Here is a 23,916-nt window from a genome sequence, read left to right on the forward strand (position 1 = left end):
TCCATTGAGATCGTCATGCCCGGGCTTGTCCCGGGCATCCACGTTCTTGGACATGCGAAGGACGGCGTGGATGGCCGGGTCAATCCCGGCCATGACGAGGTCTGGAGCCCTGCAATTCGTCCAAGCTCGCGTCGTGTCGTAGTACGCCATCACCACTTCAATTCGCGCATCAGCGCCTTCGGCGGATGGCCGAACAATTCCATCACGGATGCCGGGTCGAGCTGGTCGAGACCCTCGAACTCCTCGGCATGGATGCCGCGGGTGACGAACAGGCAGTCGATGCCGAACTCGCGCGCGCCGGTGAGATCGGTGCGGACGGAATCGCCGATCGCCAAGACCTTTTTGCGATCAATTTGGTGGCCCTGGCGTTCGCCGGCGAGCGCCATCGCGCGCTCATAGATCGGCCGGTGCGGCTTGCCGTAGAAGATCACCTCGCCCCCGAGCTCGCGGTAGAGCTCGGCGATCGCGCCGGCGCAATAGATCAGCCGGTCGCCGCGTTCGACCACGATGTCGGGGTTGGCGCAGACCAGCGTCAGCTTGCGTTCGCGCGCCTTCAGCATCATGCCGCGATAGTCTTCCGCCGTCTCGGTCTCGTCGTCATAGAGGCCGGTGCAGACGATGTAATCGGCTTCCTCCAGCGGCGCGGTCGTCGCATCGAGGCCACGGTAGATCGAGTTGTCGCGCTCGGGGCCGAGCCAGAACATCTTGCGGCCGGGATGCTCGGCGACATAGAGCCGCGTCAGGTCGCCCGACGAGACGATCGCGTCATAGGTCTCGTCCGCGACACCGAGCTTGCGCAATTGGCGCTGCACGGAGTCGGCCGGGCGCGGTGCGTTGGTGATCAGGATCACCGTGCCGCCGCGGCTGCGATAGGTATGCAGCGCCTCGCAGGCCTCGGGGAAGGATTCGAGACCGTTATGGACCACGCCCCAGATGTCGCTGAGCACGACGTCAACGCCAGCCACGAGCTCGCGCAGGCTTTCGGCAAAATGCAACGTGGTCATGATGCGCGCGGCCGATCAGATCCGGCGCGCGAGCGCCGCGTTGCCGGTGATGCGTTGTGGCGGTGGCGCTGAAGACGTTGCGCCTGAGCTGGGTGTGCCGGAGCCATTGGATCCCTGGATGTCCTGCGCCTGGTTCGGCGAGGCCCCGCCGGTAGCAGATGCCCCTTCCGGCCGCAATGGCCGGGGCGGTGCGAACAGAAAGCCCTGGCCGAACCGCACGTCATAATCGAGCAGGTCGACCACCGCGCGCTCGCCCTCGATCCGCTCGGCGATCAGGTCGATACCGAAGCGGCCGAGCAGGTCGGAGAGATCGGACGGATGGATGTCCGAGGTCGAGGCCTGCTTCGGATCGAGCAGCAGCGTGGCCGGCACCTTGATGAAGCGCACGCCGCGGTCGGCGAGCTCGCGCGGCTCGATACGCAAATCCGTGACATGGTCGATCGAGAAGCGGTAGCCGCGCTGGGCGAGCGCGGCGAGATTCTCGGTCTCGGACGGGCCGAGGTTGCGGAAGGTCGACTGCTTGAACTCCAGCACCAGCGAGGGTGCCAGCGCCCGGTTGGCTTCGAGGAAGTCGAGGCATTGCGCGAAGGTGGTGGAATTGCCGAGCGTGGAGGCCGCGACATTGCAGAACACGCCGACATCCTTGTTGCGCACCATCAGGCGCCGCAGCACCTGCACACAGCGCAGCATCACCATGTTGTCGATGCGCCCGATCAGCCCGGAGGCTTCCGCGATACTGATGAACTCCTCGGCGGCGATCAGCTGGTCACGCTCATCGCGCAGGCGCGTCACGGCCTCGTAAAACCGTACCTTGCGCTGCGGCAGCGTCACCATCGGCTGGAGGAAGATGTCGATGCGGTTCTCGTCGATCGCATTGCGCAGCGTCGCCAGCAATTGGGTCTGGTTGCGGCCGTTGGCGACCTGGGTCGGGACCGCCTGTGCGGGCCGCGGCTGCGCTGCGGGAGGCGGGGGCGGCACGGGCAACGGTGACGGGGCAGCCGGCCGCTCGTCGATCGTCGCGATCAGATCGAGCGGCGCCACCGGATCCTGCTTCTCGACCGGGCTTGCGGCTGATACCGGAGCGCCGCCAGCCAGCAGGTCCTCATGCGCCGAGACGGTGGTCGCGAGCTGCCTGACCAGTCCGCCGAGCTCGTTGATCTCGCCGACCACCGACTGGATGCGGTCGGAGTTGGTCGAATTGGATGAGGCGATGCGTCCCTCGACCGCCGCGAGTCGGCGGCCGAACTCGGCCACCTGACGGGCGAGGTCGGCGGTGCCGCGCGAGAGGTCGGCGATCTGGCCGCCGACGTCGCTGCGGTCGCGCAGCCGCATCGACACCGCGTTGTAGAGGATCAGGAAGGTCAGCGCGGTCAGCGCCACGATCGCGGATTCGGTTCCGCTGATGCCGGCGACCGAATAGAGCATCAGCCCGAGCGAGGCCGCGACCAGAACCATGCAGATGGCGATAAAGATCGTCGAAATGCGAATCATGCCGCGCGTTACTTCTCAAGAGCTGACTGTCTTACCCGGGAAAACACGGGCCGCCGTCCGACCCGTCACGCCTCATGCTCCCCCAAGCAGCATGACCTTAACATCATTGTTGATTCGAGGGGATAGCAGCCTCCAGCACGCGCGTTCAGGACCGTCATGGCCTCAGGCCGGCGCGGCGGCGCCGACCGTATCGGCCGAGACGGCTTCGCGGCTGCCGAGCGGCTTCGGCCGCCCGGTGGTCGTGTCGCGCAGGGTCTGCCGTTCGATCTCCGAGTTCAGCTCGGCTCCGAACATGATGACGATCGCAGACACCCACATCCACATCATCAGGCCGATCGCCGCACCGAGCGAGCCGTAGGTCGCGTTGTAATTGGCGAATTCCGAGAGATACCAGGACAGCAGTGCCGAGCCGGCGATCCAGAGGATGGCGGCCGCCACCGCGCCGAGGCTCAGCCATTGCCAGCGCGGTGCATCGCGGCTGGGCGCGAAGCGGTAGAGGATGGCGAGCGCCACGAGCAGGATCAGGAACAGCAGCGGCCATCGTGCCAGCGCCACGATCAATTTGCTTTCAGGCGCCAGGCCGAGGTGATTGAGCGCGAGCGGGAGGGCGACGACGGCAGCCACCATCAGCAACAGCGCCATGATGCCGCCGACCGTGAAGGCCAGCGACACCATGTTCAGCCGGATGAAGCTGCGCTTCTCGCGCTCCTCATAGGCGACGTTGAGGGCGTCGAAGATCGCCTTGACGCCGGCATTGGCGCTCCAAATCGCAAGCACAAGGCCGAACAGGAAGGTGGCACCCAGCGCCGTATTGCCCTTCGACACCACACGCCCGACCTGCTCCTCGACGATCTGGAAGGTACCTTCGGGAAGCATCATCGCCAGCTTCTGGAGGTTATCGCTGATCGTGGAGGGATCGGCGAACAGCCCGTAGGACGAGACCAGCGCGGTCACGGCCGGAAAGATCGCGAGCAGCCCGAAGAACACGACGCCGCCCGCTGTGGCGAGCAGGCGATCCTCGTCGATGCGCTGATAGGTGCGCCAGAAGATATCCTTCCAGCCAGCCCAGGGGATCGTGAAGGGGCTCTTCGCGCGGCGGCCATGGCCGGACTGTACGGCTGCGCGCGCCGGGTCGGTTTCCGGTGAATTCGCCTCTCCTTTGCGGTGGTCCTGCGGGGGCCCCGAGCGGACCAGGGCGGAGTCCTGGAAGTAGCGCTCGGCGGTGAGCACGAAGACAGCCGTGGCCGCCACGAGCAACCAGCTGTCCATCTGCTCGGAGCGCCGTACCACCACTCACGCCTCCAGACTGTGCCTATGGCGCCGCCGACGTGCGGCCGTAAGCCCGACCAGGCCGACGGCTGCGAGCATCAGGCCCAGTTGCACGGGACGGTTGGCGCGGTTCGGCCAGGCTTTGCTGCCATGACCGCGTTCGCCGGGCGCAAGCGGCACGAGGGGGATCGTCGTTGCGACCTCCTTCACGGCCTCCTTGACCGTTCCACGAGGAATCCGCGGGGTGGTGATCGCAACGCGCACGCGGCTGGCAAGCGGCACGACCGGCTTGGCCGGCCGCTTCATCATCGTCATGGCGATGCCGGCGCAGACCGCCGCCAGCACCAGCAGCACTGCACCGACAGCACCGAAACCCCAGAATTGCCCGTAGGTGATCTCAACCCAGCGATACAGGGCGGCCAGACCGACAAAGAAGGCCGCGATGACGAACAGCCCGGCCACCGCAAACAGGCCGGCTGCAACCGCGTAGGACGTCGCGCGTCCGGTGGCCTGGCTGGTGCGGTCGCGCAAGTACGATTGCGTGGCTCGCTTGAGATGGTTGAGCTTGAGCGCCACGCCGGCGCGCAGCAATTCGCCCGATGGCGCGAGCATGCGGACATCCTCCGAGAGCCACGAAATTCGTCGAGGGATGAACGTGGCGGAATTTGACTTGTTCCGAGGGGAGCGGGCCCGCCGTAGAGGATCAGCCGAGATCGGCGGCTGCGATCCAGAACACTTCGGCCTCGGAGTCTTCGGTGTCCAGCCAGAGCAACGGCAGTTCCGGAAAGGCCTCGTCGACCAGCTCGCGGCCGCGCCCGATCTCGCAGATCAACCCGCCATCCGGCGTCAGGTGATCGGGTGCCTCGCGCAGGATGCGGCGCACCACGTCGAGGCCGTCGTCGCCGCCGTCGAACGCGAGTTTTGGTTCGGCCCGGCACTCCGGCGGCAGCGCGGCCATGCCTTCGGCATCGACGTAGGGCGGATTGGTGATGATCAGGTCGTAGCGTGCATCGCCGAGCGGGGCGAACAGGTCGCCGTGATACAGGCTGATCCGGTCCTCCAACCCATATTCGCCGACATTCCGCGTGGCGACCTCGATCGCGCCCTTGGAGATGTCGACGGCATCGACCGCAGCATTCGGAAAATGATGCGCGGCGAGGATGGCGAGGCATCCCGATCCGGTGCAGAGATCGAGCACGCGCTCGACGGCGGTGGGATCATCGATCAGCGATCCGGCAGCGCCGTCGCTGCCGAAATGCGAATCCAGCAGCTCGCCGATGAAGGAGCGCGGAACGATGACGCGCTCGTCGACATAGAAAGGAAGGCCGCGCATGTAGATCTTGTTGACGAGATAGGCGGCCGGTTTGCGCGTGGTGACGCGCCGATGGATGAGATCGAGGATGGTCTTGCCCTCGGCGACCGTGACGCGCGCATTGGCAAAAATCTCGAACTGTTCGGGATTGAGATGCAGCGCCTCGCTGACCAGGAAGGCTGCCTCGGCAACCGGATCGGTCGTGCCGTGAGCAAAGGCGAGCTCGGCTTCGACAAAGCGGCTCACCGCATAGCGGACGAAATCGAGCAGCGTGAGAAGCTCACCCGGACCGACCTTCGCAAGTCTTGGCGCGGCTCGGCCGCGCGCGGTCTTTTTGGTTGCTCTTGCCATCAGGATCGTGTCCAGCGCGCGGCGGCTTCGTCGTCACGGGCCTGGGCCTCGACCCAGCCGGCGCCGGCTTCGCTCTCTTCCTTCTTCCAGAACGGCGCGCTCGTCTTGAGATAATCCATCAGGAACTCGGCCGCCTGGAACGCGGCCTGGCGGTGTTGCGAGGCAGTCAGCACCAGCACGATGTTCTGGCCGGGCATGAAGCGGCCGACACGGTGGATCACCGTGACGCCGATCAGCGGCCAGCGCGAAATCGCCTCGTCGACGTGACGCTTGATCTCTTCTTCCGCCATGCCCGGATAATGTTCGAGCGTGAGCGCTGCGAACTTCGCGCTGTCCTCGTCGGCGCGGCAGATGCCGGAGAAGCTCACGACCGCGCCGATGTCGGAACGGCTCTTGGTCAGGATCGCGATCTCGCGCCCAATGTCGAAATCATCCTCCTGGATGCGGATGGTGACGGGGCAGGTGGTGACAGCGGAGGTCATGGCCTAGCCGCCGGTCATCGGCGGGAAGAACGCGATCTCGCGGGCGCCCGCGATCGCGGTGTCCTGCTTGACATGGGCATGATCGATCGCGGCGCGGATCACCTTCGGCTTCTCGAAGGCGTAGGCGTAGGCCTCGCTCCGGCCGGACAGCCAGGCGATCAGCTCCTCGATGGTGCGCACCGTCGCGGGCGGCTCGATCATCTCCTCGGCCTTGCCGACGCGCTCGCGCACCCAGGCGAAATACTTCACCTTCATCCCTCGTCCTCCTTGATGAGGTGATGGATGCCGGCACGGAAATAGTCGTAACCGGTGTACATGGTGAGGATCGCCGAGGCCCACAGCAACGCCAGTCCGATCATCGACACCACCGGCACCACCTCATCGCCGGCCGGGCCAGCGAGCAGGAAGCCGATGGCGACGAGCTGAACCGTGGTCTTCCATTTGGCGAGCTTGGTCACGGGCACGCTGACGCGCAGCGCGGCGAGATATTCGCGCAGGCCCGAGACCAGGATCTCGCGGCACAGGATCACGATGGCAGCCCACAGCGACCAGCCATGGATGATACCATCGGCGGCCAGCATCAGCAGGCACGAGGCGACCAGCAGCTTGTCGGCGATCGGATCGAGCATCCGGCCGAACGCCGATTGCTGATTCCAGATTCGTGCATAATAGCCATCGAGGTAATCCGTCACCGCGGCGCCGATGAAGATGGCCACCGCCACCCAGCGCAGCCACAGCGGCCCATCCACGATCGACTGCGCGTAAATGCATCCGACCACGACCGGGATCGCGGCGATCCGGCCGTAGGTCAGGATGTTGGGAAGGGACATCGAGCGCCTGGTTGCCCCTCGTGTCGTTGCGATGTTCATCCGTCCTACCAATACCGCTGGTGCCTGAACGTCAACCGTTCCGCTCCCCAAATGAGGCGCGGACGCAACGATCATATGACCGCGGTCCCCCTTTAGTTCATCCCGGCTGGGGATGGAAATACTCGAAAATCCTGCGGGCGCTCTCGGCGCTTACCCCCGGAACCTTGCCGAGATCGGCGATCGAGGCACGTTCGATCTCCTTCAGGGTTCCGAAATGATGCAGCAAGGCACGTTTGCGTGACGGGCCGATGCCCGGGATCTCCTGCAAACCGGCCTCGCGGATGTCCTTCTTGCGCAGCTTGCGGTGCGAGCCGATGACGAAGCGGTGGGCCTCGTCGCGCAGGCGCTGGATGAAATAGAGCACGGGATCGCGCGGCTCCAGCTTGATTGCCTCGCGCTCCGGCATGAACAGGGTCTCGCGGCCCGCATCCCGGTCCGGCCCCTTGGCGACCGACATCAGCGACACCTCGGTCAGGCCGAGATTTGCAAAGATCTCGCGGACGGCGTTGAGCTGGCCGCGGCCGCCGTCGATGATGACGAGGTCGGGCCATTGCGGGAAATCGTCGTCCTTCGCCTTGGTCACGCCCTCCTCAGGCGGATTGATCAGGCGCTTGAAGCGTCGCTCCAGCACCTCGCGCATCATGGCGTAGTCGTCGCCGGGCGTCAGCCCTTCCGACTTGATGTTGAACTTGCGGTACTGGTTCTTCACGAAACCATCCTGGCCGGCGACGATCATGGCGCCGACCGCGTTGGTGCCCTGGATGTGGCTGTTGTCGTAGACCTCGATGCGCTTGGGCACGTGCGGCAGGCTCAGCGTCGCGGCCATGGCCTCGAGCAGGCGGCTCTGCGTCGCGGTGTCCGCGAGCTTGCGGCCGAGCGCCTCGCGCGCATTGGTCAGCGCGTGGGTGACGAGCTCCTTCTTCTCGCCGCGCTTGGGCGCGGTGACCTCGACCTTGTGGCCGGCCTTGATCGACAGCGCGTTGGCGAGCAGCTCGCTCTCCTCGATCTCGTGCGAGAGCAGGATGTTCTTTGGCGGCGGCTTGTCGTCGTAGAACTGGGCGAGGAAGGAACCGAGCACTTCCTCCGGGGTAAATGTCTTTTCCGCACGCGGAAAATAAGCGCGGTTGCCCCAATTCTGTCCGGTGCGGAAGAAGAACACCTCGACGCAGGAGAAGCCGCCCTCCTGGTGGATGGCGAACACGTCGGCTTCCTCGACCGTGCGCGGATTGATGCCCTGCTGCGACTGGATCGCCGAGAGCGCGGCGAGGCGGTCGCGGTAGAGCGCCGCGCGCTCGAATTCGAGCTCGCCGGAGGCCTTCTCCATCTCGCCGGCGAGCTCCTGCTTCACCGCATGGCTCTTGCCGGAGAGGAAGTCGGTCGCCTCGCGCACCAGCGTCGTATAGCCGGGAAAGTCGATCTCTCGGGTGCACGGGCCGGCGCAGCGGCGGATCTGGTAGAGCAGGCAGGGCCGGGTGCGGCTCTCGAAGAAGGAATCGGTGCAGGAGCGGATTAGGAACGCGCGCTGAAGTGCGGTGATGGTGCGGTTCACGGCGCCCGCCGAGGCGAACGGGCCGAAATAGCGGCCGGGCCGCGTCTGCGCGCCGCGGTGCTTCAGGATCTGGGGCGCCCAATGGTCGCCGGTGATCAGGATGTAGGGAAACGACTTGTCGTCGCGCAGCTGCACGTTGAAGCGCGGCCGCAGCTGCTTGATGAGGTTGGCCTCCAGCAGCAGTGCTTCCGTCTCGGTGTTGGTCGAGACGATCTCCACGGTCACCGTGGCGGCGATCATGCGCAGGATGCGCGCCGGCTGCGGCGCACTCTGGCGCGCATAATTGGACAGGCGCTTTTTGACGTTCTTGGCCTTGCCGACATAGAGCACGTCCGCGTTCGCATTGAGCATGCGATAGACGCCGGCCGAGGTGGGGGCGAGCCGGACCGCGCGCTCGATCGCCTCATGACCGGTCGCCAGCGGGCCCTCGCCGACCGCGCCGCTCTCTTCCAGGATATCCGGCAGCCGCGCCTCGTCCTCGTCGTCGCCGCTCGCGGTCGCGGGATCGAGGTCCGGTGGCGTCATTTCCGTGTCCCGGGGCGAGGCGTCCGGCGCGGTGACGCGCACCGGTTTGCGCGCGCGTGCCTCGTCCGGGTTGTCGGGGGAATCGTGAACCATGGTACGAATTTAGGTGCTGGGGTTGCCGATTTGAAGTTCCGGCCGTGGCGCCCGCACAGGGATGGCGGGCGCAGTTCCCGGTAACGCTTGCTTAAGCCTGTTAACAGCGCGGTAACCCGGCTTAACAGCCCTTTAACTTAGAACTCTCGATAAATCTTACGCGAAAAAGTGGTGGTTCCGTAACCATGCGGTCTGGCCTTGCGCGGCAGCGCGGGCATCGCGGTGGCGGCAGTTGCGTTGGAGTGTGTGATGAAGGGGCTCGTTGTGGGCGCAGCCGCGTTGGTTGCAGCCGGCTGGACAGCTTCGGCAGGGGCCGCCGATCTCAATTACGGGCAGCGCGCGCCCTATACAGTCAATCAGCCGCTCAATGCGTATAGCTGGGCTGGTCCTTATCTGGGCGGCAACATCGGCTACGAATGGGGCTCGGTCGACAACAATCCCTCAAAGCCCTCCGGCTTCGTCGGCGGCGTGCAGGCCGGCTATAATTTCCAGAACGGCCCTTGGGTGTTCGGCGTGGAGGGCGACATCCAGGCCGCCGGTGCCGACGATACCTTCGCGCCTTGGAAGTTCTCCAATCCGTGGTTCGGCACCCTGCGCGGCCGCGCCGGCTATGCCTTCAGCAACGTGCTGTTCTACGGCACCGCCGGCCTCGCCTTCGGCGAGCTGCGCGCGCAGACCTTCGGCTGGACGGAGTCGCACACCACCGCCGGCTGGACCATCGGTGCCGGCGCGGAAGTCGGCCTTGCGCCGAATTGGAGCGCCAAGCTCGAATATCTCTACATCGACCTGTCGACGAGTCAGTTCGCAATTACGGGCGTGTCAAACGGCTATAGCGCCAGCGTTGTCCGCGCAGGCGTGAACTATCACTTCTGATAGCTGAAGAAGAAAATACCGGACCAACCTCCCGGCCGCTCGCGGCCGGGATTTTTTTAAAGCCAGGCTCGCTAGGAGAGGATGACCAAATTGACCGCCTTCGGTCCCTTCCCCTTCTTGTCCGGTTCGACTTCGAACGTAATACGCTGTCCTTCGGCAAGGTCCTTCAGTCCCGCCCGCTCCACGGCGGTGATGTGAACGAAGACGTCGCGGCCGCCGTCGTCGGGCTTGATGAAGCCGTAGCCGCGCTCACCGTTGAAGAACTTGACCGTTCCCGTCATGGCCATCGGGAAACTCCCCCTCATTGCTCCTCCGCCGCGACGCAGACTCACGTCACGACATGACCGGACCTTACGAAGCCCGGGAGCTGGCCATCCTTGGGCGGACCTCATCGGTCCGGCCGGATCTTTCTTAGGCCTTCACTCCGCCGCAACCATTCGCGGAAGCGGAACGTAAAGCCAGTCACGGCAACAGCATAATACGGTTCTTCGCAGATTGACTACCGCTCCTGCATATTTTTCCCAAGAATGCCGGAGTGTTACGGCCTCGGCACCTCCAATCGGAATCTGGCAGCGCCGCCCTGGCCGAGCGGCATTTCGAGCTCCGGCAGGATCGTCTTGAGCTCGCCGTGCAGCGTGTAGGGCGGGTTGACGATCAGAAGACCGGCGGAGGTGAGGGCCGCACCATCGAGCTGCGGCGCCACACTGAATTCGAGACGCAGGCATTTTCCGGGCGGCTTTGCTGCGGCTGCGAGCCGCGCCACCATTTGCGCCAGCGTATCGGTGGCGCGCCGGTTCTTGGCCGGATACCAGATTACGTAGATACCGGTCGGCCATTTCGCGAAAGCCGTCGCGAAGGCCTCGCCGAGCCGCTCGAACTCGTCCTTGGCCTCGAAGGGCGGGTCGACCAGCACGAGGCCGCGCCGCTCCTTCGGTGGCACGAAGGCCGGCAGTGCCATCCAGCCGTCGAGATCGACCACCCGCGCCTGTTCGTCGCGGCGCAGCACGTCGATCAGCGCCTTGCGTGCCTTCGGCTCGAGCTCGCAGGCGATGAGGCGGTCCTGCGGCCTGAGCAGGCCGCGCGCGATCAGCGGCGAGCCCGGATAGGCCTTGAGCTCCCCCTTCGGATTGAAGGCGCGGACGATGTCGAGATAGGGCTTGGTCAGCGCCGCGGTCTCGTTCGACAGGCGCGCCTGCATCAGCCGTGCAATGCCGGTCAGCCACTCGCCGCCGCGGCGTGCCTCGTCGCTGTCGAGGTCGTAGAGACCGGCGCCGGCATGGGTGTCGATGACGCGGAACGCCGCCGGCTTGTCCTGCAAATAAGTGAGGATGCGCGCCAGCACGATGTGCTTGATGACATCGGCGAAGTTGCCGGCGTGGAAGGCGTGGCGGTAGTTCATGGGATCGGACTATGTTGTCTCGCGCGATCCCAACCCCTTGTCATTGCGAGCGCAGCGAAGCAATCCAGAATCTAACTCCGGAGGCAGTCTGAATTGCTTCGTCGCCAGCGCAAAATTGCTTCGCAATTTTGTCGCGGGCTCCTCGCAATGACCGGAACTATCCACCCCTGATCGGCGGCATTGTCACCTGGTCGCGGCGGCAGGCGCGGCGTTCGATCTCGTCGCAGGCGCGGAATTGCAGGTCCTTACTGAGGCAGATGCGGACCTCGGAGAGCCGGGTCCGGTTGCAGGTGACCGAGATGGCGGCATCGCTGAGGCCGGGATTGGCCTTGATGAAGGCGTCCTCGATCTCCGCCGGCGCCACGGTCTTGGCCTGCGACAGATCGAGATATTCGGCCGGGATCTTGATCGCGGCGCGCGCCTTGCGGATCGTCTCGAAATAACTGCGGCCCTCGAGCCCGGAGCAGGTGCCGTGCTTGTCCCATTCGTTGAAGATCAGGCCCGGCGCCGGCATCAGGTCGAGCATCGAAGAGACGATGCTGCGGTTCAGCCGCGGTGCCGGCCGCTGGCAATATTCGGGGAAGCCGCTTTCATATTGCGGCCACAGCCCATGCACCACGAAGGCGTAGGGGCGTCCGCTGCACTGCATCTGTGAGCGGCCGCCGCGCTCGGCCGCTTCCTCGCAGAAGGAGGGCGACCATGACAGCGACAGCACATAGAAATCGAACTCGCCCGGCGCGTTCTGCCGCTTGTCCTGGGCCTTTGCGTCACCGGCGAACGAGGCCAGCCCCGCGGCAAGGATCAGGGAAAGGGTCAGCGAGATCACCAGGCGGGAGAACGAATGCAATCTGGAATGAAACATGGCGACGCCCCTCAACTAGACTGTGCAAGGAAGCCTAGCAGGCGATAAGAACATTTCAAGAACAAAATTCAGGCGACCGCCATTCAACCGCCAGTTCGACCCGAATCAGGGCTTTGCGGCGCGGCAGGCCGGATTATAGGCCCAGTTGCGGTCGACGCCGACGACGCACCATTCGACGCCATTGCCGTAGCCGGCGAAGCCGCCATCCTCGATGATCGAGAAATGCACCTTGCGCACCTTGCCGTCATTGAGCAGGGCATCGCCGGTGCAATAGCGGCGCGGAATGTTGTCGGACTGCCAGGGACGGAACGCGGTCTCGCGAACGGCGGAGAAGCCGGTGATTTTCAGCGAGGAATTCCAGAACTCGCTTTCTTTTTCCCAGAACTGGGCGGCAATCGTCGGCAGCGCCTTGTCGCAATCGGCGACGGCGCCGTCGTAGCGCGGTCCGCTCAGCCAGAAATTCAGCTCCAGCGGATTGGCGGCCCTGGCCTCACCGAGCGACAGCGCCCCGAACATGAGGCCGAGCACGGCGGCAAAGCGGAGCGATTTCAGGGAGGGGGCGCGCATGGTCAATCCGGACAGCTGGTCTTGCGAAGGTCGGACGGTGCCGCGAAGGCCGGGGGAGGTCAAGTGCACCGCGGCAACACTTCGCCAGGAGTTGACCATATCGTCGCAGCCGACAGGGCTTCCGTTCTTTTCACTTCCAGTCCGGCACCGTAAACTGGGGCAGCCAATTGGAGTGACGGGAATGCGAATCATTGCGGCCGCGGGCCTTCTTGCCTTGGGTATGATGGCGAGCCAGTCGGCGCGCGCCGATATCCTTCCGGTGCCGCCGTTCAAGGGCAACGACACCGGCGGCATCATCGCCTATTCGATGGCGACCCAGGCCGATGCGCGACAGGTCGCGGTCGATCACTGCGCGCGCTACGGCAAGGTCGTCAAATTCCTCGCGGTGCAGGCCTATGAGGGCGGCTACATCTCGTTCTCCTGCCGCTGGGTGCCCTATGGCGCTGCCGAGCAGCCGATCCGTACGCTGTACTGAGGCGTTGTCGTAACGCCCAAACTCTCAAGCCGGGAGTCTTCCACATGACGCGCAAACTCGCTTTGCTCGGCTCGGTCGCTTGTCTCGTGCTGTCGGCAGGCGCAGCCGGCGCCGACGAGCTGCCGATGCGCAAGGCCGGGCTATGGGAAATGAAGCTTGTCACGACCGGTTCGCCCGTGCCCGAGATGACCATGCAACACTGCACTGACGAGACCGTCGATAAGGAGATGAGCAACAACGTCTCCCCGATGGCAAAGCAGATCTGCGCCAAGCAGGAGATTAAGAAAACGGCGACCGGCTATGTCAGCGATTCCGAATGCAGCGTCGCCGGCGTCAGCACGACCTCGCATGCCGAGATCACAGGCGACTTCAATTCGGCCTACACCGTGAAGACCTCCTCGCACGCGCAAGGCGGCGTCGCCGGTGCGGCCGGTCGCGATAGCACCATGACGCTGCAAGCCAAATGGTTAGGGGCCTGCAAGGCGGACCAGAAGCCTGGCGATATCGTGATGCCCGGTGGCTTCAAGATGAACGTGCGCGATGTCGATAAGCTGAAGGCGCTGCTGCCGAAGTAGGCGGGTGTTATTTCAACACCTGTGCCAACGGACCGTCCTTGGCCGCCAAGGCTGACCAGCCCGGCTTACTCCCGGCTTCCAATCTCGCGAAATACCTATCAAGCAGAAAAATTTCGGCGACGAGGAGTGCGCCCACTTCGTTCCACTCCACGATGAAATCTCGGGCCGAGCCGGGAGGCGAGAAGCGAGGACTTTCGTCGACGAATGAGGCGGGATTGGCGAACGGCAGGTTCGCCGGGTTATGCCACTCAGGCTCAATTGGCGCCGGGCAACGGTTGTAGAGCCACACGTCGCTTAAAATCCGCCCGTCTTCCCCCTGCATGTAGGCATATCCAACCCTGGCGTCATCTTCGATGATGACTGCACTTCGATCGAATGGTGAAGCGAATTTGGCTATGAATCCATTCTTGTCATTCATGCCTTCTTCAACTCCGCAAGATCAGAGATCGTAGCCCGGATGGAGCGTAGCGAAATCCGGGGGACTGTCTCCGTCGCGTAAGGAGTCCCGGATTGCGCTCCGCTCCATCCGGGCTACGATTCTCACACCGGAATCCTCACGCTCGCCCTCAATCCTCCCATCGGGCTGTCACCGAGCGTGATGTCGCCGCCGTGGGAGCGGGCGATGTCGCGGGCGATGGCGAGGCCGAGGCCGGTGCCGCCTTCGTCCTGGTTGCGGGCGTTGTCCAGCCGCAGGAACGGCTTGAACACCTCTTCGCGCAAGTGAGCGGGAATGCCCGGGCCGTCGTCGTCGACCGTGACGGTGAGATAACGGTGATCGCGCTGGCCGGTGATGGCGATGGCCTTGCCGTAGCGCGCGGCGTTGGTGACGAGGTTGGCGAGGCAGCGCTTGAACGAGGCCGGCTTCACCGTCACTACCGGCAGGCCGTGGAATGCGACGGTCGCGGTATGGCCGTGCCGTTCGGCGTCGCTGCGCAATTCTTCCAGGGCCTGGGCCATGTCGGTCGGCTGTGACTGCTCGCCGGAATCGCCGCGGGCAAAGGCCAGGTAATCCTCCAGCATCATCGACATCTCGTCGACGTCCTTGCGCATGCCCTCGAGCTCGGGACTGTCGCCGATCAGCGCCAACTCGAGCTTGAAGCGGGTCAGGATGGTGCGCAGGTCGTGGCTGACGCCGGCGAGCATCGCGGTGCGCTGCTCCATCGTGCGCTCGATGCGCGATTTCATCTCGAGGAAGGCGACGGAGGCGCGCCGCACCTCGCGCGCGCCGCGCGGTCTGAAGTTCGGCGCCTCGCGGCCCTTGCCAAAACTTTCGGCGGCGTCGGCGAGCCGAAGGATCGGCTTGATCTGGTTGCGCAGGAACAGCACGGCGACGATCAGCAGGATCGAGGACGTGCCGACCATCCAGAACAGGAAGATCTCCGAGTTCGAAGCATAGGCGGCGCTGCGCTGCGCGAACACGCGCATCACGGCATCGTCGAGCTGGATGCGGATCTCGACGAGGTTGGAGCGGCCGACGGTGTCGATCCAGAACGAACGCCCGATCTGGCGGCCGAGCTGCACCGACAGCGTCTGGTCGAGCAGCGAGAAGAATGGCTTCGGTCCCGGCGGCGGCATGTCGCCGGCGGGCAGGAAATCGACGACGAGGCCGAGCCGCTGCTGGGCGATGCGGCGGATCTGGTCGCGATCCTTGTCCTGCGGATAGCCCTTGTAGACGTCGATCAGCGCGGCGATGTCCTGCACCACCGCGGCCGACAGGCGGCGCGTCACCGTGTTCCAGTGCCGCTCCATGAATACGAAGGCGACGACCGATTGCAGAATCACCATCGGCACGATCATGATCAGCAGCGCGCGCGCATAGAGGCCGGTCGGCATCCAGCCCTTGAACGCGTTGCCCATCCAGCCATTGGCGGCGGAGACGCGGCCGGCGGCGCTCTTCAGAAGCGTCAGGCCGGTATCGATCGTGCTCATCGGTCGCGCTTCACTGCGGCTTAAGGCGAGGCCACCAGCCGGTAGCCGATGCCGCGTACCGCCTGGAGGAACAGTGGATTGGCGGGATCGGTCTCGATCTTGCGCCTGAGGCGATTGATCTGCACGTCGACGGCGCGCTCGTTGACGCTGCCATTGCCGGTGAGCGCGCTGCGCGGCACGGTCTCGCCCGGCGTCTCTGAGAGGATGCGCAGCATCTCGCGCTCGCGGTCGGTGAGATGGATGATCTCATCGCCCTGGCGCAGCTCGCCGCGATCAAGATGGTAGACGTAGGGGCCGAAGGCGATCTTCTCCACCGCCGCGGCCTGCGGCGGCGGCGCGGCACGCTTGAGGATGTTGTTGATGCGCAGCGCGAGCTCGCGCGGCTCGAACGGTTTGGCGACATAGTCATCGGCGCCGATTTGCAGGCCCTCGATGCGCGCTTCTGCCTCGTGCCGCGCCGTCAGCATCACGATCGGCACCGAGGACGAGGTGCGGATGAAACGGGCGAGCTCGAAGCCGGTCTCGCCGGGCATCATGACATCGAGGATCAACAGATCAAAATGCAGACCGATGAGCTTGGCGCGCGCATCGCTGGCACTAGCGGCGGTCGAAACGCGGTAGCCTTCGCTGGCGAGGAAGCGCGAGAGCAGATCGCGGATGCGGCGGTCGTCATCGACCAGCAGCAGATGCGGGGCATCGTCGGCGGGTTGCACCGGCGGGCGGGCGAGCGTGGCAGCGAGCGGCACGGTCACTCCTTGGCGTCTTGGTTGACGGAAGCGAAGATCGTCTCGAGCACCTTGTCCGGATCATCGCGGTCGATCATCGCGCGCAGGAAGCGCTTGACGGTCTCGGCATCCTGCGGACCCATCTCGGCGAGCGCCTTGGTGATCCGCGTGGTCTGGAGCCCGGCAAGCTTCTGCACCAGCGCTTCGCCCTTCGGCGTCGCGTAGAGCAGGCGCTGGCGACGGTCATTGTCGCCGGTCTTCTGCACGATGTAGCCCTCGTCGAGAAGCTGCTTGAGCACGCGACCGAGCGACTGTTTTGTGATGCGCAGGACGTCGAGGAGGTCGGCGACCTTGAGGCCGGGGTAGCGATAGACGAAGTGCATGACCCGGTGATGGGCTCGGCCGAAGCCGAAGGCTTCCAGCTCCTGGTCGGGATCGCCGACGAAATCGCGATAGGCGAAGAACAGCAGCTCGATGATATCCCAGCGCAAATTGCCTCCATCCCCTGCGGCCGGCCGAGGCTCGGCGGCATCTTGAGAAGGACTTACGAAATTTATGTCAGGCATATTGACGTATCTTGGGTTCAATGTTACAAAACGATCGACCCGCACGAAATTTTAGATCGTTTCGCGACGGGCAGCGTCGAAGCAGGGACGGCGGAAAGAGCCGGACAGGCGACGACGGGCGATCAGATCTACCGTGCGATTGTCGAGCGGCATTTCGGCAAAACATACTGGACTTCCGCCTTCGGCAAAAGCATGTCCTCGGCGACATGCTGGCCACGGGAAACCGGCCGTAACAAGGCTGGCGGTGGTCCAGACAGACACCTAATGAAGCCAGCCGGCCCCGAACAGGGGCAGGCGGTGCCAGAACAGCGCCGATACCGGCAGCGGGAGCCAAGGACATGAGTATGACATTCGACATCCAGCCCGCATCCAATCCGACTCCCGAGAAGGACCGCATCGCCAAGCTGGTGGACCCCGGGTTCGGGCGGGTCTTCACCGATCACATGGCGATCGTCCGCTACAACCAGGCCAAGGGCGGCTGGTACGAGGCCAGAATCGAGGCGCGCGCCAACTTCCAGCTCGATCCGGCCGGCGCGGTCCTTCACTACGCCCAGGAAATTTTCGAGGGCCTCAAGGCCTACAAGCGCGACGACGGCGGCGTGAACCTGTTCCGCCCCGATGCCAATGCGCGGCGCTTCAAGGACTCGGCCGATCGCATGGCGATGGCGCAATTGCCCGAGGACGTCTTCATCGAGGCGGTCGAGCAGGTCGTGCGCATCGACCGCGCCTGGATGCCGGGCGGCGAGGGCAGTCTTTACTTGCGGCCCTTCATGATCGCGAGCGAGACCTTCCTCGGCGTCAAGCCGTCCTCCGAATACATCTTCGCGGTCATCGCCTCGCCGGTCGGCTCCTATTTCAAGGGCGGACCTGCGCCGGTGTCGATCTGGGTTTCGGAGAACTACACGCGCGCAGCCATCGGCGGCACCGGCGCGGTGAAGTGCGGCGGCAATTATGCCGCGAGCCTGCGCGCCCAGGCCGAAGCGATCCAGCATGGTTGCGATCAGGTGGTGTTCCTCGACGCGGTCGAGCGGCGCTACATCGAGGAGCTCGGCGGCATGAACGTGTTCTTCGTGTTCGACGACGGCTCGCTGTCGACGCCGCCGCTCGGCACCATTCTGCCCGGCATCACCCGCGACTCCATCATCACGCTCGCCCGCGATGCCGGAAAGACGGTGCGCGAGGAGCCCTACTCGCTCGACCAGTGGCGCAAGGACGCCGCAAGCGGCAGGTTGAAAGAAGCCTTTGCCTGCGGCACCGCGGCCGTGATCTCGCCGATCGGCAAGGTGCGCTCGGTCAGCGGCGATTTCGACATCAGCGGCGGCGCGGCCGGCCCCGTCGCCATGGGTCTGCGCAAGCAGCTCGTCGACATCCAGTACGGCCGCACCAACGATCCGCACAATTGGATCCGCAAGGTGTTTTGAGGCGGAGTACTCGGCTGCGCTCTTCCTTCTCCCCTTGTGGGAGAAGGTGGCGCGCGAACCGCGCCGGATGAGGGGTCTGCTTCCGCGGATAGAACCCCTCACCCGTCTCGCCGCTAGCGCGGCGAGCCACCCTCTCCCGCAAGGGGAGAGGGGAAAAGCCAGCGGTTGCCGCACCGCGCGTCGGCTGGTAAACGCCGCGGATGGCCGAGAAACCCAAAAAACCCCAGAAACTGAAGGCGCGCCTGCCGCGCGGGCTCGAGGATCGCGATCCCGCCGCGATCCGGGCGACGCGCGAGATGGTCGAGAAGATCCGCGCCGTCTATGAGCTCTATGGCTTCGAACCGGTGGAGACGCCGGCGATGGAATTCACCGACGCGCTCGGCAAATTCCTGCCCGACCAGGACCGCCCGAACGAGGGCGTGTTCTCGTTCCAGGACGACGACGAGCAGTGGATCAGCCTGCGTTACGATTTGACCGCGCCGCTCGCCCGTTATGTCGCGGAAAATTTCGACACGCTGCCAAAACCCTATCGCAGCTACCGCGCCGGCTACGTGTTTCGCAACGAGAAGCCCGGCCCCGGACGCTTCCGCCAGTTCATGCAGTTCGATGCCGACACGGTCGGCTCCGCGACGCCGGCGGCGGATGCCGAGATCTGCATGATGGCGGCGGACACGATGGAGGCGCTGGGCATTGCCCGCGGCGCCTATGTCGTGAAAGTGAACAACCGCAAGGTGCTGGATGGGGTTCTGGAAGAAATTGGGCTCGGTGGTGATGAGAACGCGGCACGCAGGCTGACCGTGCTGCGCGCGATCGACAAGCTCGACAAGTTTTCCGCCGACGAAGTGCGCAAGCTGCTTGGTCCCGGACGGTGGGACGGCGGCGAAGAAGGCAAGGGCGACTTCACGAAAGGCGCCAACCTGAGCGCGGCGGAGGCTGACGTTGTTCTCGCCATCACCAAGCCGCGCGACGATTGGAAAGAGGCAATTGCCGCGGCAGAAACCTACCTCGCCAAGAGCGAAGTCGGTCAGGCCGGCGTGAGCGAACTGGAAGAGATTGCCAAGCTGGTCTCGGCCTCGGGTTACGGCGCGGATCGCATCAAGATCGATCCCTCCGTCGTGCGCGGCCTCGAATATTACACCGGCCCGGTCTATGAGGTCGAACTCCTGCTCGACACCAAGGATGAAAAGGGCCGCCCGGTGCGCTTTGGCTCGGTCGGTGGCGGCGGACGTTATGACGGGCTCGTCTCGCGCTTCCGCGGTGAGCCGGTGCCGGCGACCGGTTTCTCGATCGGCGTCTCTCGCTTGCAGGCCGCGCTGACGTTGCTCGGCAAGCTCGACACGCGGCCGGAGTTCGGCCCCGTCGTCGTCACCGTGTTCGACCGCGATCGCGTCGCCGACTATCAGAAGATGGTCGCATCCTTGCGCACCGCCGGCATCCGCGCCGAGCTCTATCTCGGCAATCCCAAGAACATGGGCAATCAGCTCAAATATGCCGATCGCCGCAACGCGCCTTGCGTCATCATCCAGGGCTCGGATGAAAAGGCGCGCGGCGAGGTGCAGATCAAGGATCTGATCGAAGGTGCCAAGGCCGCCGCCGCGATCGCCTCCAACCAGGAATGGCGCGAGAGCCGGCCGGCGCAGTTCTCGTGCAGCGAGGCCGATCTCGTCGCCAAGGTGCGCGAGGTCCTGGCGCGCCATGACGTGAGCTGGGGCTAGCCATTCGCTGACGCCGTCATGCCTGGGCTTGTCCCAGGCATCCACGTCTTGTTTGATGGCGGCCGTCAATGGCCGGTGTTCGGCCGCAAGGGAGAGAAAAATGCCTGAGATCACCATCAGCATGGCCGAAGGCCGCACCGACGAGCAGAAGGCCGGCATGATGCGCGACATCACCCAGGCGCTGGTGAAAAATCTCGGCGTCGATGCCGATGCCGTCGTCATCCAGATCAACGAAGCCCCGCTTCGCCATAAGATGAAGGGCGGCAAGACCTTCGTGGAGCGCGCGGCGGCTGCGAAGAAGTAGCCGACGCTGGGGCTCGTAGTGCAGCCGCAGCTACAATCACAACCGTCGTCCCGGCGAAGGCCGGGACCCATACTCCCAGGGAGAAGTTGCGGCGCGAGCTGGTAACTCCGAGTCTTCGCCAAACAACGTCCTGTGGTTATGGGTCCCGGATCAGCGCTCCGCTCTAGACAACGCTGCGCGTTGTCGAGAGCTTCGCTTGTCCGGGACGACAGCGGAGTTTGAGGCAGGATGGACGCACGCGACTTCATCACAATCGGCATGAGCGCCGAGCGCACGCTGGTGGTCCCGGTGGAGCGCACGGTCGGGCATTTCGTGCCCGGCATGCCTTTTGTTTACGCGACGCCGATGATGATCCTGGAGATGGAGATGACATCGGGCGATGCGATCCGCAGCGTGCTCCAGCCGGGCTGGGTCACCGTCGGCACCGAGGTCGACATCCGCCATCTCGCCGCCGCTCTCGTCGGTGCCACTGTGCGGACCACCGCAAAAGTGGTCGCGGTCGAGCGCCGCGTCATCCGCTTCGAGGTCGAGGCGTTCGAGGGTGCCCGCAAGCTCGGCGAGGGCCGCCACGCGCGCGGGCTCGTCAATGTCGAGATGTTCAACAAGCGGCTGGCGGCTGGCTCGACGCCGTAGGGTGGGCAAAGGCGCGAAGCGCCGTGCCCACCATCTTTCCGGGACCGCGATGAAGTCGGTGGGCACGCTGTCGCTTTGCCCACCCTACGACACCTGCTTACTTCGCCAATTCCCTCGACCGCTGCGTCGCTGCCGCGATCGCGCGGATCATGAGGTCCCGCAGGCCGGGCTCGCCCATCAGCACGCCGAGGGCCGCAGCGGTCGTGCCGCCGGGCGAGGTGACGTTCTGGCGCAGCGTGCTGGATGCAAGCTCGGATTGGTGCAGCAGCTCGCCGGAGCCGGCGACGGTCTCGCGTGCGAGCCTGGTCGCCAGCGCCTCGGGCAATCCGGCCTCGACGCCGGCGCGGGCGAGTTCCTCGGCGAGCAGGAACACGTAGGCCGGGCCCGAGCCGGAGACGGCAGTCACCGCGTCCATCAGGCTCTCATCGTCGACCCATTCCACCGAGCCGGTGGCGCGCAGCAGTGCATCGGCCACCGCGCGCTGAGACGAGCTGACGTCTGGTGCGGCGACGGCGACGGTGATGCCGCGGCCGATCGCAGCCGGCGTGTTCGGCATCGCGCGCACCACGGCGCCGCCGCAGACGTCCTGAAGCGAGGCGATCGTGGTGCCCGCCATGATCGAGACCACCGACGTCTTGTCCGAAACGAATGGTTTCAGCTTGGCGCCCGCCTCGCGGAACATCTGCGGTTTCACCGCGACGACCAACGTTTCGATCCTGCCGGCGGTCGTCACGTCGGGATTGAGTGCAACGCCCTTGGCCGCAAGCGCGGCGATCTCGGGCGAGACCTGCGGATCGATCACCGCGACGCGGCGCGGATCGAGCCCGCCCGCCAGCCATCCGGTCAGCATTGCGCCGCCCATCTTGCCGGCGCCGGCGAGGAGGATGGTGCCGGTGATGTTTTGGAGGGTGTTGTTCGCCATCGCTGTTGCCACAAAATCCGTCGTCCTGGCGAAAGCCAGGACCCATTACCCCAAGTGGTTCTAGTGGATGGAGGGCAGGGCAACAAGCATCGCGAGCTACGGAAAGACCTCGCGGTATGGGTCCTGGATCGGCGCGACGACAGCGCTTCGCGCCGGCGTCGCTGGTCCAGGACGACGATGAGGGGAGAGCTCTGGCTCCCTCACGCCTGGTGGAGGCAGACGTACTTACGCCTCTCCCACCGTGTCGAACATCGCCGCGTCCATGGCTTGCGCGGTGGTCTTGCCGGCCCACACCACGAACTGGAATGCCGGGAAGTAGCGCTCGCAGGCGTGGATGGCGCCGGCGAGCATGGCTTCGCACTGCGCGGTCGAGGCGGTGAGGCCGCCCGGCAGCACCAGCGCCTGGCGGTGCATGATCATGCCGGTGTTGGTCCAGAGGTCGAAATGGCCGACCCACAATTGCTCGTTGACCGCGGCGACGAGCCGCTGCACCTCGCCGCGCCGTGCGGGCGGAATCTTCATGTCGAAGGCGCAGGCCAGATGCAGCGCCTCGATCTCGCCCATCCAGGTGAAGGAGAGCTGGTAGTCGGTCCATTGTCCCTTCGAGACAATCGTGAGTTCGTCTTCGCCGGAGCGTTCGAACGGCCAGTTGTTGCTGGCAGCGATATCCTCGACCACCGCGAGCGGATGGTTCTTGGAATCGATAGTGCCTTCGAGCAGGGACATGCCGTCTCGACCTCTTGCCTTCTTGTTGTCTTTGATACGCACGCGGTTGGCCCGGCGCGCGCTCCCTTCACGTCGCTACGGCGATCCCTGGGGGTCGCTCTCGCGATCCCCTCGGATCAACGCGGGCCTGTCGCGGATCAAGTGATGTGATTTGCGGAATCTGCGCAACGGGGTCCCGAGTCCGTCCACAAGCCAGGACTCCTTCGTCCACAGCTCATCTCCGCCACAATTCTTAACGGGGCGAGGCAAAACCGGACGAAGCAGAACAAACCGGAATCGGATTCGGGCGGCGGCCTTCAATCGCTAATTCCGTCCCGCGAGGGCCGCTCCCACCGCGACGGCATGGGACCATGCGATTTGCCCATGCGGAACGCGCTTGCCGCGACGGCTCCCCGGCGGCATATTTCGCCTCAGGCCGTTCATCCCGAACGGCCGATGTTCTCAGGGCGGGGTGAAAGTCCCCACCGGCGGTAACGGCCGAAAGGCCCAAGCCCGCGAGCGCCTTCCCCCAGGTTCTGTCCTGAAAAGGATTTCACTGAAGGGAAGGGTCAGCAGATTCGGTGCAACTCCGAAGCCGACGGTCAAAGTCCGGATGAAAGAGAACGGTCGGTGGCAGACGCATCGCAAGATGCGGCTGTTTGTCGTTCCGTGTGCCCTGATTCTGGTCCTTAAACCGAGGAAAGCCATGAATCAGATGTTGCAAGATCCCCAAGTCCAAACCTCCAAAGTCGAAACTGAAGTCGCCCGACCGCCGGTTCCGCAGGATCCGGCGCCCGAACACCCGCGCTTCGCAAAGCCGCAGCGGGTGGCCTTCGTGCAGGCCCGCTGGCATCGCGATGTGGTCGAGGAGGCCCGCATCGCCTTCCTGAAGGAAGCAGAAGCGCGGCACCTTACCCATGTCGACGTGTTCGAGGTGCCTGGCTCGTTCGAGATCCCGCTGCACGCACAGGTCCTCGCCAAGACGCGGCGCTACACCGCGATCGTCGCGGCCGGCCTCGTCGTCGATGGCGGCATCTACCGCCATGAGTTCGTCGCCGACACCGTGATCAAGGCGCTGATGGACGTGCAGCTCCGCACCGAGGTGCCGGTGTTCTCGGCGGTGCTGACGCCGCAGCAATTCCACGAGACCGAGGTGCACTACGACTTCTTCCGCAAGCATTTTGCGATCAAGGGCGTGGAGGTGGCGGCCGCCTGCGCGGAGACATTGCTCGGCCTCGAACGCCTGCGCGGCCAGGTCGCGGCAGGGATCGCGGGGTAGTAAGGGGCGGAAGGACCGCGC

General features: G+C 64.9%; 27 protein-coding genes and 1 riboswitch. Of the genes, 8 read left to right on the plus strand and 19 right to left on the minus strand.

The annotated features are described in order from the left end of the window. Positions 1-149: 149 nt before the first annotated feature. From LRP30_RS05350 to uvrC, 9 genes are all read right to left on the minus strand, one after another. Positions 150-1,004, minus strand: coding sequence for a TIGR01459 family HAD-type hydrolase (locus LRP30_RS05350; protein WP_128931415.1), 855 nt, complete (start codon positions 1,002-1,004; stop codon positions 150-152). 15 nt (positions 1,005-1,019) lie between these two features. Beyond that, on the minus strand, positions 1,020-2,495 hold the full coding sequence (locus LRP30_RS05355) for an EAL domain-containing protein (RefSeq protein ID WP_249759579.1): 1,476 nt from the start codon (positions 2,493-2,495) through the stop codon (positions 1,020-1,022). A gap of 162 nt (positions 2,496-2,657) precedes the next feature. After that, positions 2,658-3,788, minus strand: coding sequence for a YihY/virulence factor BrkB family protein (locus tag LRP30_RS05360; protein WP_249759580.1), 1,131 nt, complete (start codon positions 3,786-3,788; stop codon positions 2,658-2,660). Beyond that, complete coding sequence (locus tag LRP30_RS05365; protein WP_128939806.1) at positions 3,789-4,376, minus strand: phage holin family protein; 588 nt, start codon at positions 4,374-4,376, stop codon at positions 3,789-3,791. A gap of 91 nt (positions 4,377-4,467) precedes the next feature. Continuing rightward, entirely contained in the window at positions 4,468-5,427 is a 960-nt protein-coding gene (prmB, locus tag LRP30_RS05370) for a 50S ribosomal protein L3 N(5)-glutamine methyltransferase (protein WP_249759581.1), read from the minus strand. Continuing rightward, a complete protein-coding gene (locus LRP30_RS05375; RefSeq protein ID WP_249759582.1) occupies positions 5,427-5,909 on the minus strand; it encodes a molybdenum cofactor biosynthesis protein MoaE in 483 nt (160 codons plus the stop codon). Before LRP30_RS05375 ends, prmB begins: the two co-directional genes overlap by 1 nt. Positions 5,910-5,912: 3 nt before the next feature. Further along, the gene (gene moaD / locus LRP30_RS05380) at positions 5,913-6,164 is read right to left on the minus strand and encodes a molybdopterin converting factor subunit 1 (RefSeq protein ID WP_091886798.1); all 252 of its coding nucleotides are present in this window, start codon (positions 6,162-6,164) and stop codon (positions 5,913-5,915) included. After that, positions 6,161-6,778 (minus strand): CDP-diacylglycerol--glycerol-3-phosphate 3-phosphatidyltransferase, encoded by a 618-nt coding sequence (gene pgsA, locus LRP30_RS05385; RefSeq protein WP_091886795.1) that lies wholly within the window; start codon positions 6,776-6,778, stop codon positions 6,161-6,163. The genes moaD and pgsA overlap by 4 nt, the downstream gene beginning before the upstream one ends. A gap of 97 nt (positions 6,779-6,875) precedes the next feature. Beyond that, positions 6,876-8,945, minus strand: coding sequence for an excinuclease ABC subunit UvrC (uvrC, locus tag LRP30_RS05390; protein WP_249759583.1), 2,070 nt, complete (start codon positions 8,943-8,945; stop codon positions 6,876-6,878). Between the two features lie 249 nt (positions 8,946-9,194). On the opposite strand from uvrC, the gene LRP30_RS05395 reads away from it, so the two are divergent. After that, entirely contained in the window at positions 9,195-9,818 is a 624-nt protein-coding gene (locus tag LRP30_RS05395; protein WP_164939607.1) for an outer membrane protein, read from the plus strand. A gap of 71 nt (positions 9,819-9,889) precedes the next feature. Here LRP30_RS05395 and LRP30_RS05400 read toward each other — a convergent pair whose 3' ends face one another. The 4 genes from LRP30_RS05400 to LRP30_RS05415 form a co-directional block, all read right to left on the minus strand. Beyond that, entirely contained in the window at positions 9,890-10,105 is a 216-nt protein-coding gene (locus tag LRP30_RS05400) for a cold-shock protein (protein ID WP_008544396.1), read from the minus strand. Positions 10,106-10,356: 251 nt separating this feature from the next. Further along, positions 10,357-11,217: a 23S rRNA (adenine(2030)-N(6))-methyltransferase RlmJ gene (gene rlmJ / locus LRP30_RS05405; RefSeq protein ID WP_249759584.1), complete on the minus strand. Its 861-nt coding sequence runs from the start codon at positions 11,215-11,217 to the stop codon at positions 10,357-10,359. A 157-nt stretch (positions 11,218-11,374) separates the two neighbouring features. Then, positions 11,375-12,079, minus strand: coding sequence for a ribonuclease T2 (locus tag LRP30_RS05410; RefSeq protein ID WP_249759585.1), 705 nt, complete (start codon positions 12,077-12,079; stop codon positions 11,375-11,377). A 105-nt stretch (positions 12,080-12,184) separates the two neighbouring features. Then, positions 12,185-12,646: a hypothetical protein gene (locus tag LRP30_RS05415; protein ID WP_249759586.1), complete on the minus strand. Its 462-nt coding sequence runs from the start codon at positions 12,644-12,646 to the stop codon at positions 12,185-12,187. A gap of 181 nt (positions 12,647-12,827) precedes the next feature. Between LRP30_RS05415 and LRP30_RS05420 the strand changes: the two genes are divergently transcribed. Both LRP30_RS05420 and LRP30_RS05425 read left to right on the plus strand, forming a co-directional pair. Further along, a complete protein-coding gene (locus LRP30_RS05420) occupies positions 12,828-13,121 on the plus strand; it encodes a hypothetical protein (RefSeq protein WP_128931426.1) in 294 nt (97 codons plus the stop codon). A 44-nt stretch (positions 13,122-13,165) separates the two neighbouring features. Continuing rightward, positions 13,166-13,696, plus strand: coding sequence for a DUF3617 family protein (locus tag LRP30_RS05425; protein ID WP_128931427.1), 531 nt, complete (start codon positions 13,166-13,168; stop codon positions 13,694-13,696). A 7-nt stretch (positions 13,697-13,703) separates the two neighbouring features. On the opposite strand, the gene LRP30_RS05430 is transcribed toward LRP30_RS05425, so the two are convergent. The 4 genes from LRP30_RS05430 to LRP30_RS05445 form a co-directional block, all read right to left on the minus strand. Next, entirely contained in the window at positions 13,704-14,114 is a 411-nt protein-coding gene (locus tag LRP30_RS05430) for a hypothetical protein (RefSeq protein ID WP_128946365.1), read from the minus strand. A gap of 122 nt (positions 14,115-14,236) precedes the next feature. After that, on the minus strand, positions 14,237-15,625 hold the full coding sequence (locus LRP30_RS05435; RefSeq protein WP_128931428.1) for an ATP-binding protein: 1,389 nt from the start codon (positions 15,623-15,625) through the stop codon (positions 14,237-14,239). A gap of 20 nt (positions 15,626-15,645) precedes the next feature. Beyond that, positions 15,646-16,377: a response regulator transcription factor gene (locus LRP30_RS05440; RefSeq protein WP_128931429.1), complete on the minus strand. Its 732-nt coding sequence runs from the start codon at positions 16,375-16,377 to the stop codon at positions 15,646-15,648. Further along, positions 16,374-16,841 carry a MarR family transcriptional regulator gene (locus LRP30_RS05445; protein WP_164934671.1) on the minus strand — a complete coding sequence of 156 codons (468 nt, stop codon included), beginning with the start codon at positions 16,839-16,841 and terminating at the stop codon, positions 16,374-16,376. Before LRP30_RS05445 ends, LRP30_RS05440 begins: the two co-directional genes overlap by 4 nt. A gap of 413 nt (positions 16,842-17,254) precedes the next feature. Between LRP30_RS05445 and LRP30_RS05450 the strand changes: the two genes are divergently transcribed. The 4 genes from LRP30_RS05450 to LRP30_RS05465 all read left to right on the plus strand — a co-directional run bounded on the left by LRP30_RS05450 (position 17,255) and on the right by LRP30_RS05465 (position 20,989). Further along, positions 17,255-18,337: a branched-chain amino acid aminotransferase gene (locus LRP30_RS05450; RefSeq protein ID WP_128931431.1), complete on the plus strand. Its 1,083-nt coding sequence runs from the start codon at positions 17,255-17,257 to the stop codon at positions 18,335-18,337. A 200-nt stretch (positions 18,338-18,537) separates the two neighbouring features. Continuing rightward, entirely contained in the window at positions 18,538-20,052 is a 1,515-nt protein-coding gene (gene hisS / locus LRP30_RS05455; RefSeq protein ID WP_249759587.1) for a histidine--tRNA ligase, read from the plus strand. Between the two features lie 100 nt (positions 20,053-20,152). Continuing rightward, positions 20,153-20,356, plus strand: coding sequence for a tautomerase family protein (locus tag LRP30_RS05460; protein WP_025033847.1), 204 nt, complete (start codon positions 20,153-20,155; stop codon positions 20,354-20,356). Positions 20,357-20,584: 228 nt separating this feature from the next. Then, positions 20,585-20,989, plus strand: coding sequence for a hotdog domain-containing protein (locus LRP30_RS05465; protein WP_249759588.1), 405 nt, complete (start codon positions 20,585-20,587; stop codon positions 20,987-20,989). Between the two features lie 97 nt (positions 20,990-21,086). Here LRP30_RS05465 and proC read toward each other — a convergent pair whose 3' ends face one another. Together proC and LRP30_RS05475 are read right to left on the minus strand one after the other, a co-directional pair. Then, on the minus strand, positions 21,087-21,911 hold the full coding sequence (gene proC / locus LRP30_RS05470) for a pyrroline-5-carboxylate reductase (protein ID WP_249759589.1): 825 nt from the start codon (positions 21,909-21,911) through the stop codon (positions 21,087-21,089). A gap of 225 nt (positions 21,912-22,136) precedes the next feature. Further along, entirely contained in the window at positions 22,137-22,637 is a 501-nt protein-coding gene (locus LRP30_RS05475) for a YbjN domain-containing protein (protein WP_091886743.1), read from the minus strand. Between the two features lie 433 nt (positions 22,638-23,070). Then, positions 23,071-23,245, plus strand: a riboswitch (FMN riboswitch). 77 nt (positions 23,246-23,322) lie between these two features. On the opposite strand from LRP30_RS05475, the gene LRP30_RS05480 reads away from it, so the two are divergent. Continuing rightward, entirely contained in the window at positions 23,323-23,895 is a 573-nt protein-coding gene (locus LRP30_RS05480; protein ID WP_128931436.1) for a 6,7-dimethyl-8-ribityllumazine synthase, read from the plus strand. Positions 23,896-23,916 lie beyond the last annotated feature (21 nt).

Source organism: Bradyrhizobium sp. C-145 (assembly GCF_023375135.1).
GTDB lineage: Bacteria > Pseudomonadota > Alphaproteobacteria > Rhizobiales > Xanthobacteraceae > Bradyrhizobium > Bradyrhizobium zhanjiangense.

Excerpts from the sequence above, each read along its gene's own strand:
- LRP30_RS05350 (WP_128931415.1), bottom strand. The coding sequence starts at position 1,004 with ATGACCACGTTGCATTTTGCCGAAAGCCTGCGCGAGCTCGTGGCTGGC.
- LRP30_RS05355 (WP_249759579.1), bottom strand. The coding sequence starts at position 2,495 with ATGATTCGCATTTCGACGATCTTTATCGCCATCTGCATGGTTCTGGTC.
- LRP30_RS05365 (WP_128939806.1), bottom strand. The coding sequence starts at position 4,376 with ATGCTCGCGCCATCGGGCGAATTGCTGCGCGCCGGCGTGGCGCTCAAG.
- prmB (WP_249759581.1), bottom strand. The coding sequence starts at position 5,427 with ATGGCAAGAGCAACCAAAAAGACCGCGCGCGGCCGAGCCGCGCCAAGA.
- LRP30_RS05375 (WP_249759582.1), bottom strand. The coding sequence starts at position 5,909 with ATGACCTCCGCTGTCACCACCTGCCCCGTCACCATCCGCATCCAGGAG.
- moaD (WP_091886798.1), bottom strand. The coding sequence starts at position 6,164 with ATGAAGGTGAAGTATTTCGCCTGGGTGCGCGAGCGCGTCGGCAAGGCC.
- pgsA (WP_091886795.1), bottom strand. The coding sequence starts at position 6,778 with ATGAACATCGCAACGACACGAGGGGCAACCAGGCGCTCGATGTCCCTT.
- uvrC (WP_249759583.1), bottom strand. The coding sequence starts at position 8,945 with ATGGTTCACGATTCCCCCGACAACCCGGACGAGGCACGCGCGCGCAAA.
- LRP30_RS05395 (WP_164939607.1), top strand. The coding sequence starts at position 9,195 with ATGAAGGGGCTCGTTGTGGGCGCAGCCGCGTTGGTTGCAGCCGGCTGG.
- LRP30_RS05400 (WP_008544396.1), bottom strand. The coding sequence starts at position 10,105 with ATGGCCATGACGGGAACGGTCAAGTTCTTCAACGGTGAGCGCGGCTAC.
- rlmJ (WP_249759584.1), bottom strand. The coding sequence starts at position 11,217 with ATGAACTACCGCCACGCCTTCCACGCCGGCAACTTCGCCGATGTCATC.
- LRP30_RS05410 (WP_249759585.1), bottom strand. The coding sequence starts at position 12,079 with ATGTTTCATTCCAGATTGCATTCGTTCTCCCGCCTGGTGATCTCGCTG.
- LRP30_RS05415 (WP_249759586.1), bottom strand. The coding sequence starts at position 12,646 with ATGCGCGCCCCCTCCCTGAAATCGCTCCGCTTTGCCGCCGTGCTCGGC.
- LRP30_RS05420 (WP_128931426.1), top strand. The coding sequence starts at position 12,828 with ATGCGAATCATTGCGGCCGCGGGCCTTCTTGCCTTGGGTATGATGGCG.
- LRP30_RS05425 (WP_128931427.1), top strand. The coding sequence starts at position 13,166 with ATGACGCGCAAACTCGCTTTGCTCGGCTCGGTCGCTTGTCTCGTGCTG.
- LRP30_RS05430 (WP_128946365.1), bottom strand. The coding sequence starts at position 14,114 with ATGAATGACAAGAATGGATTCATAGCCAAATTCGCTTCACCATTCGAT.
- LRP30_RS05435 (WP_128931428.1), bottom strand. The coding sequence starts at position 15,625 with ATGAGCACGATCGATACCGGCCTGACGCTTCTGAAGAGCGCCGCCGGC.
- LRP30_RS05450 (WP_128931431.1), top strand. The coding sequence starts at position 17,255 with ATGAGTATGACATTCGACATCCAGCCCGCATCCAATCCGACTCCCGAG.
- hisS (WP_249759587.1), top strand. The coding sequence starts at position 18,538 with ATGGCCGAGAAACCCAAAAAACCCCAGAAACTGAAGGCGCGCCTGCCG.
- LRP30_RS05460 (WP_025033847.1), top strand. The coding sequence starts at position 20,153 with ATGCCTGAGATCACCATCAGCATGGCCGAAGGCCGCACCGACGAGCAG.
- LRP30_RS05465 (WP_249759588.1), top strand. The coding sequence starts at position 20,585 with ATGGACGCACGCGACTTCATCACAATCGGCATGAGCGCCGAGCGCACG.
- proC (WP_249759589.1), bottom strand. The coding sequence starts at position 21,911 with ATGGCGAACAACACCCTCCAAAACATCACCGGCACCATCCTCCTCGCC.
- LRP30_RS05475 (WP_091886743.1), bottom strand. The coding sequence starts at position 22,637 with ATGTCCCTGCTCGAAGGCACTATCGATTCCAAGAACCATCCGCTCGCG.
- LRP30_RS05480 (WP_128931436.1), top strand. The coding sequence starts at position 23,323 with ATGAATCAGATGTTGCAAGATCCCCAAGTCCAAACCTCCAAAGTCGAA.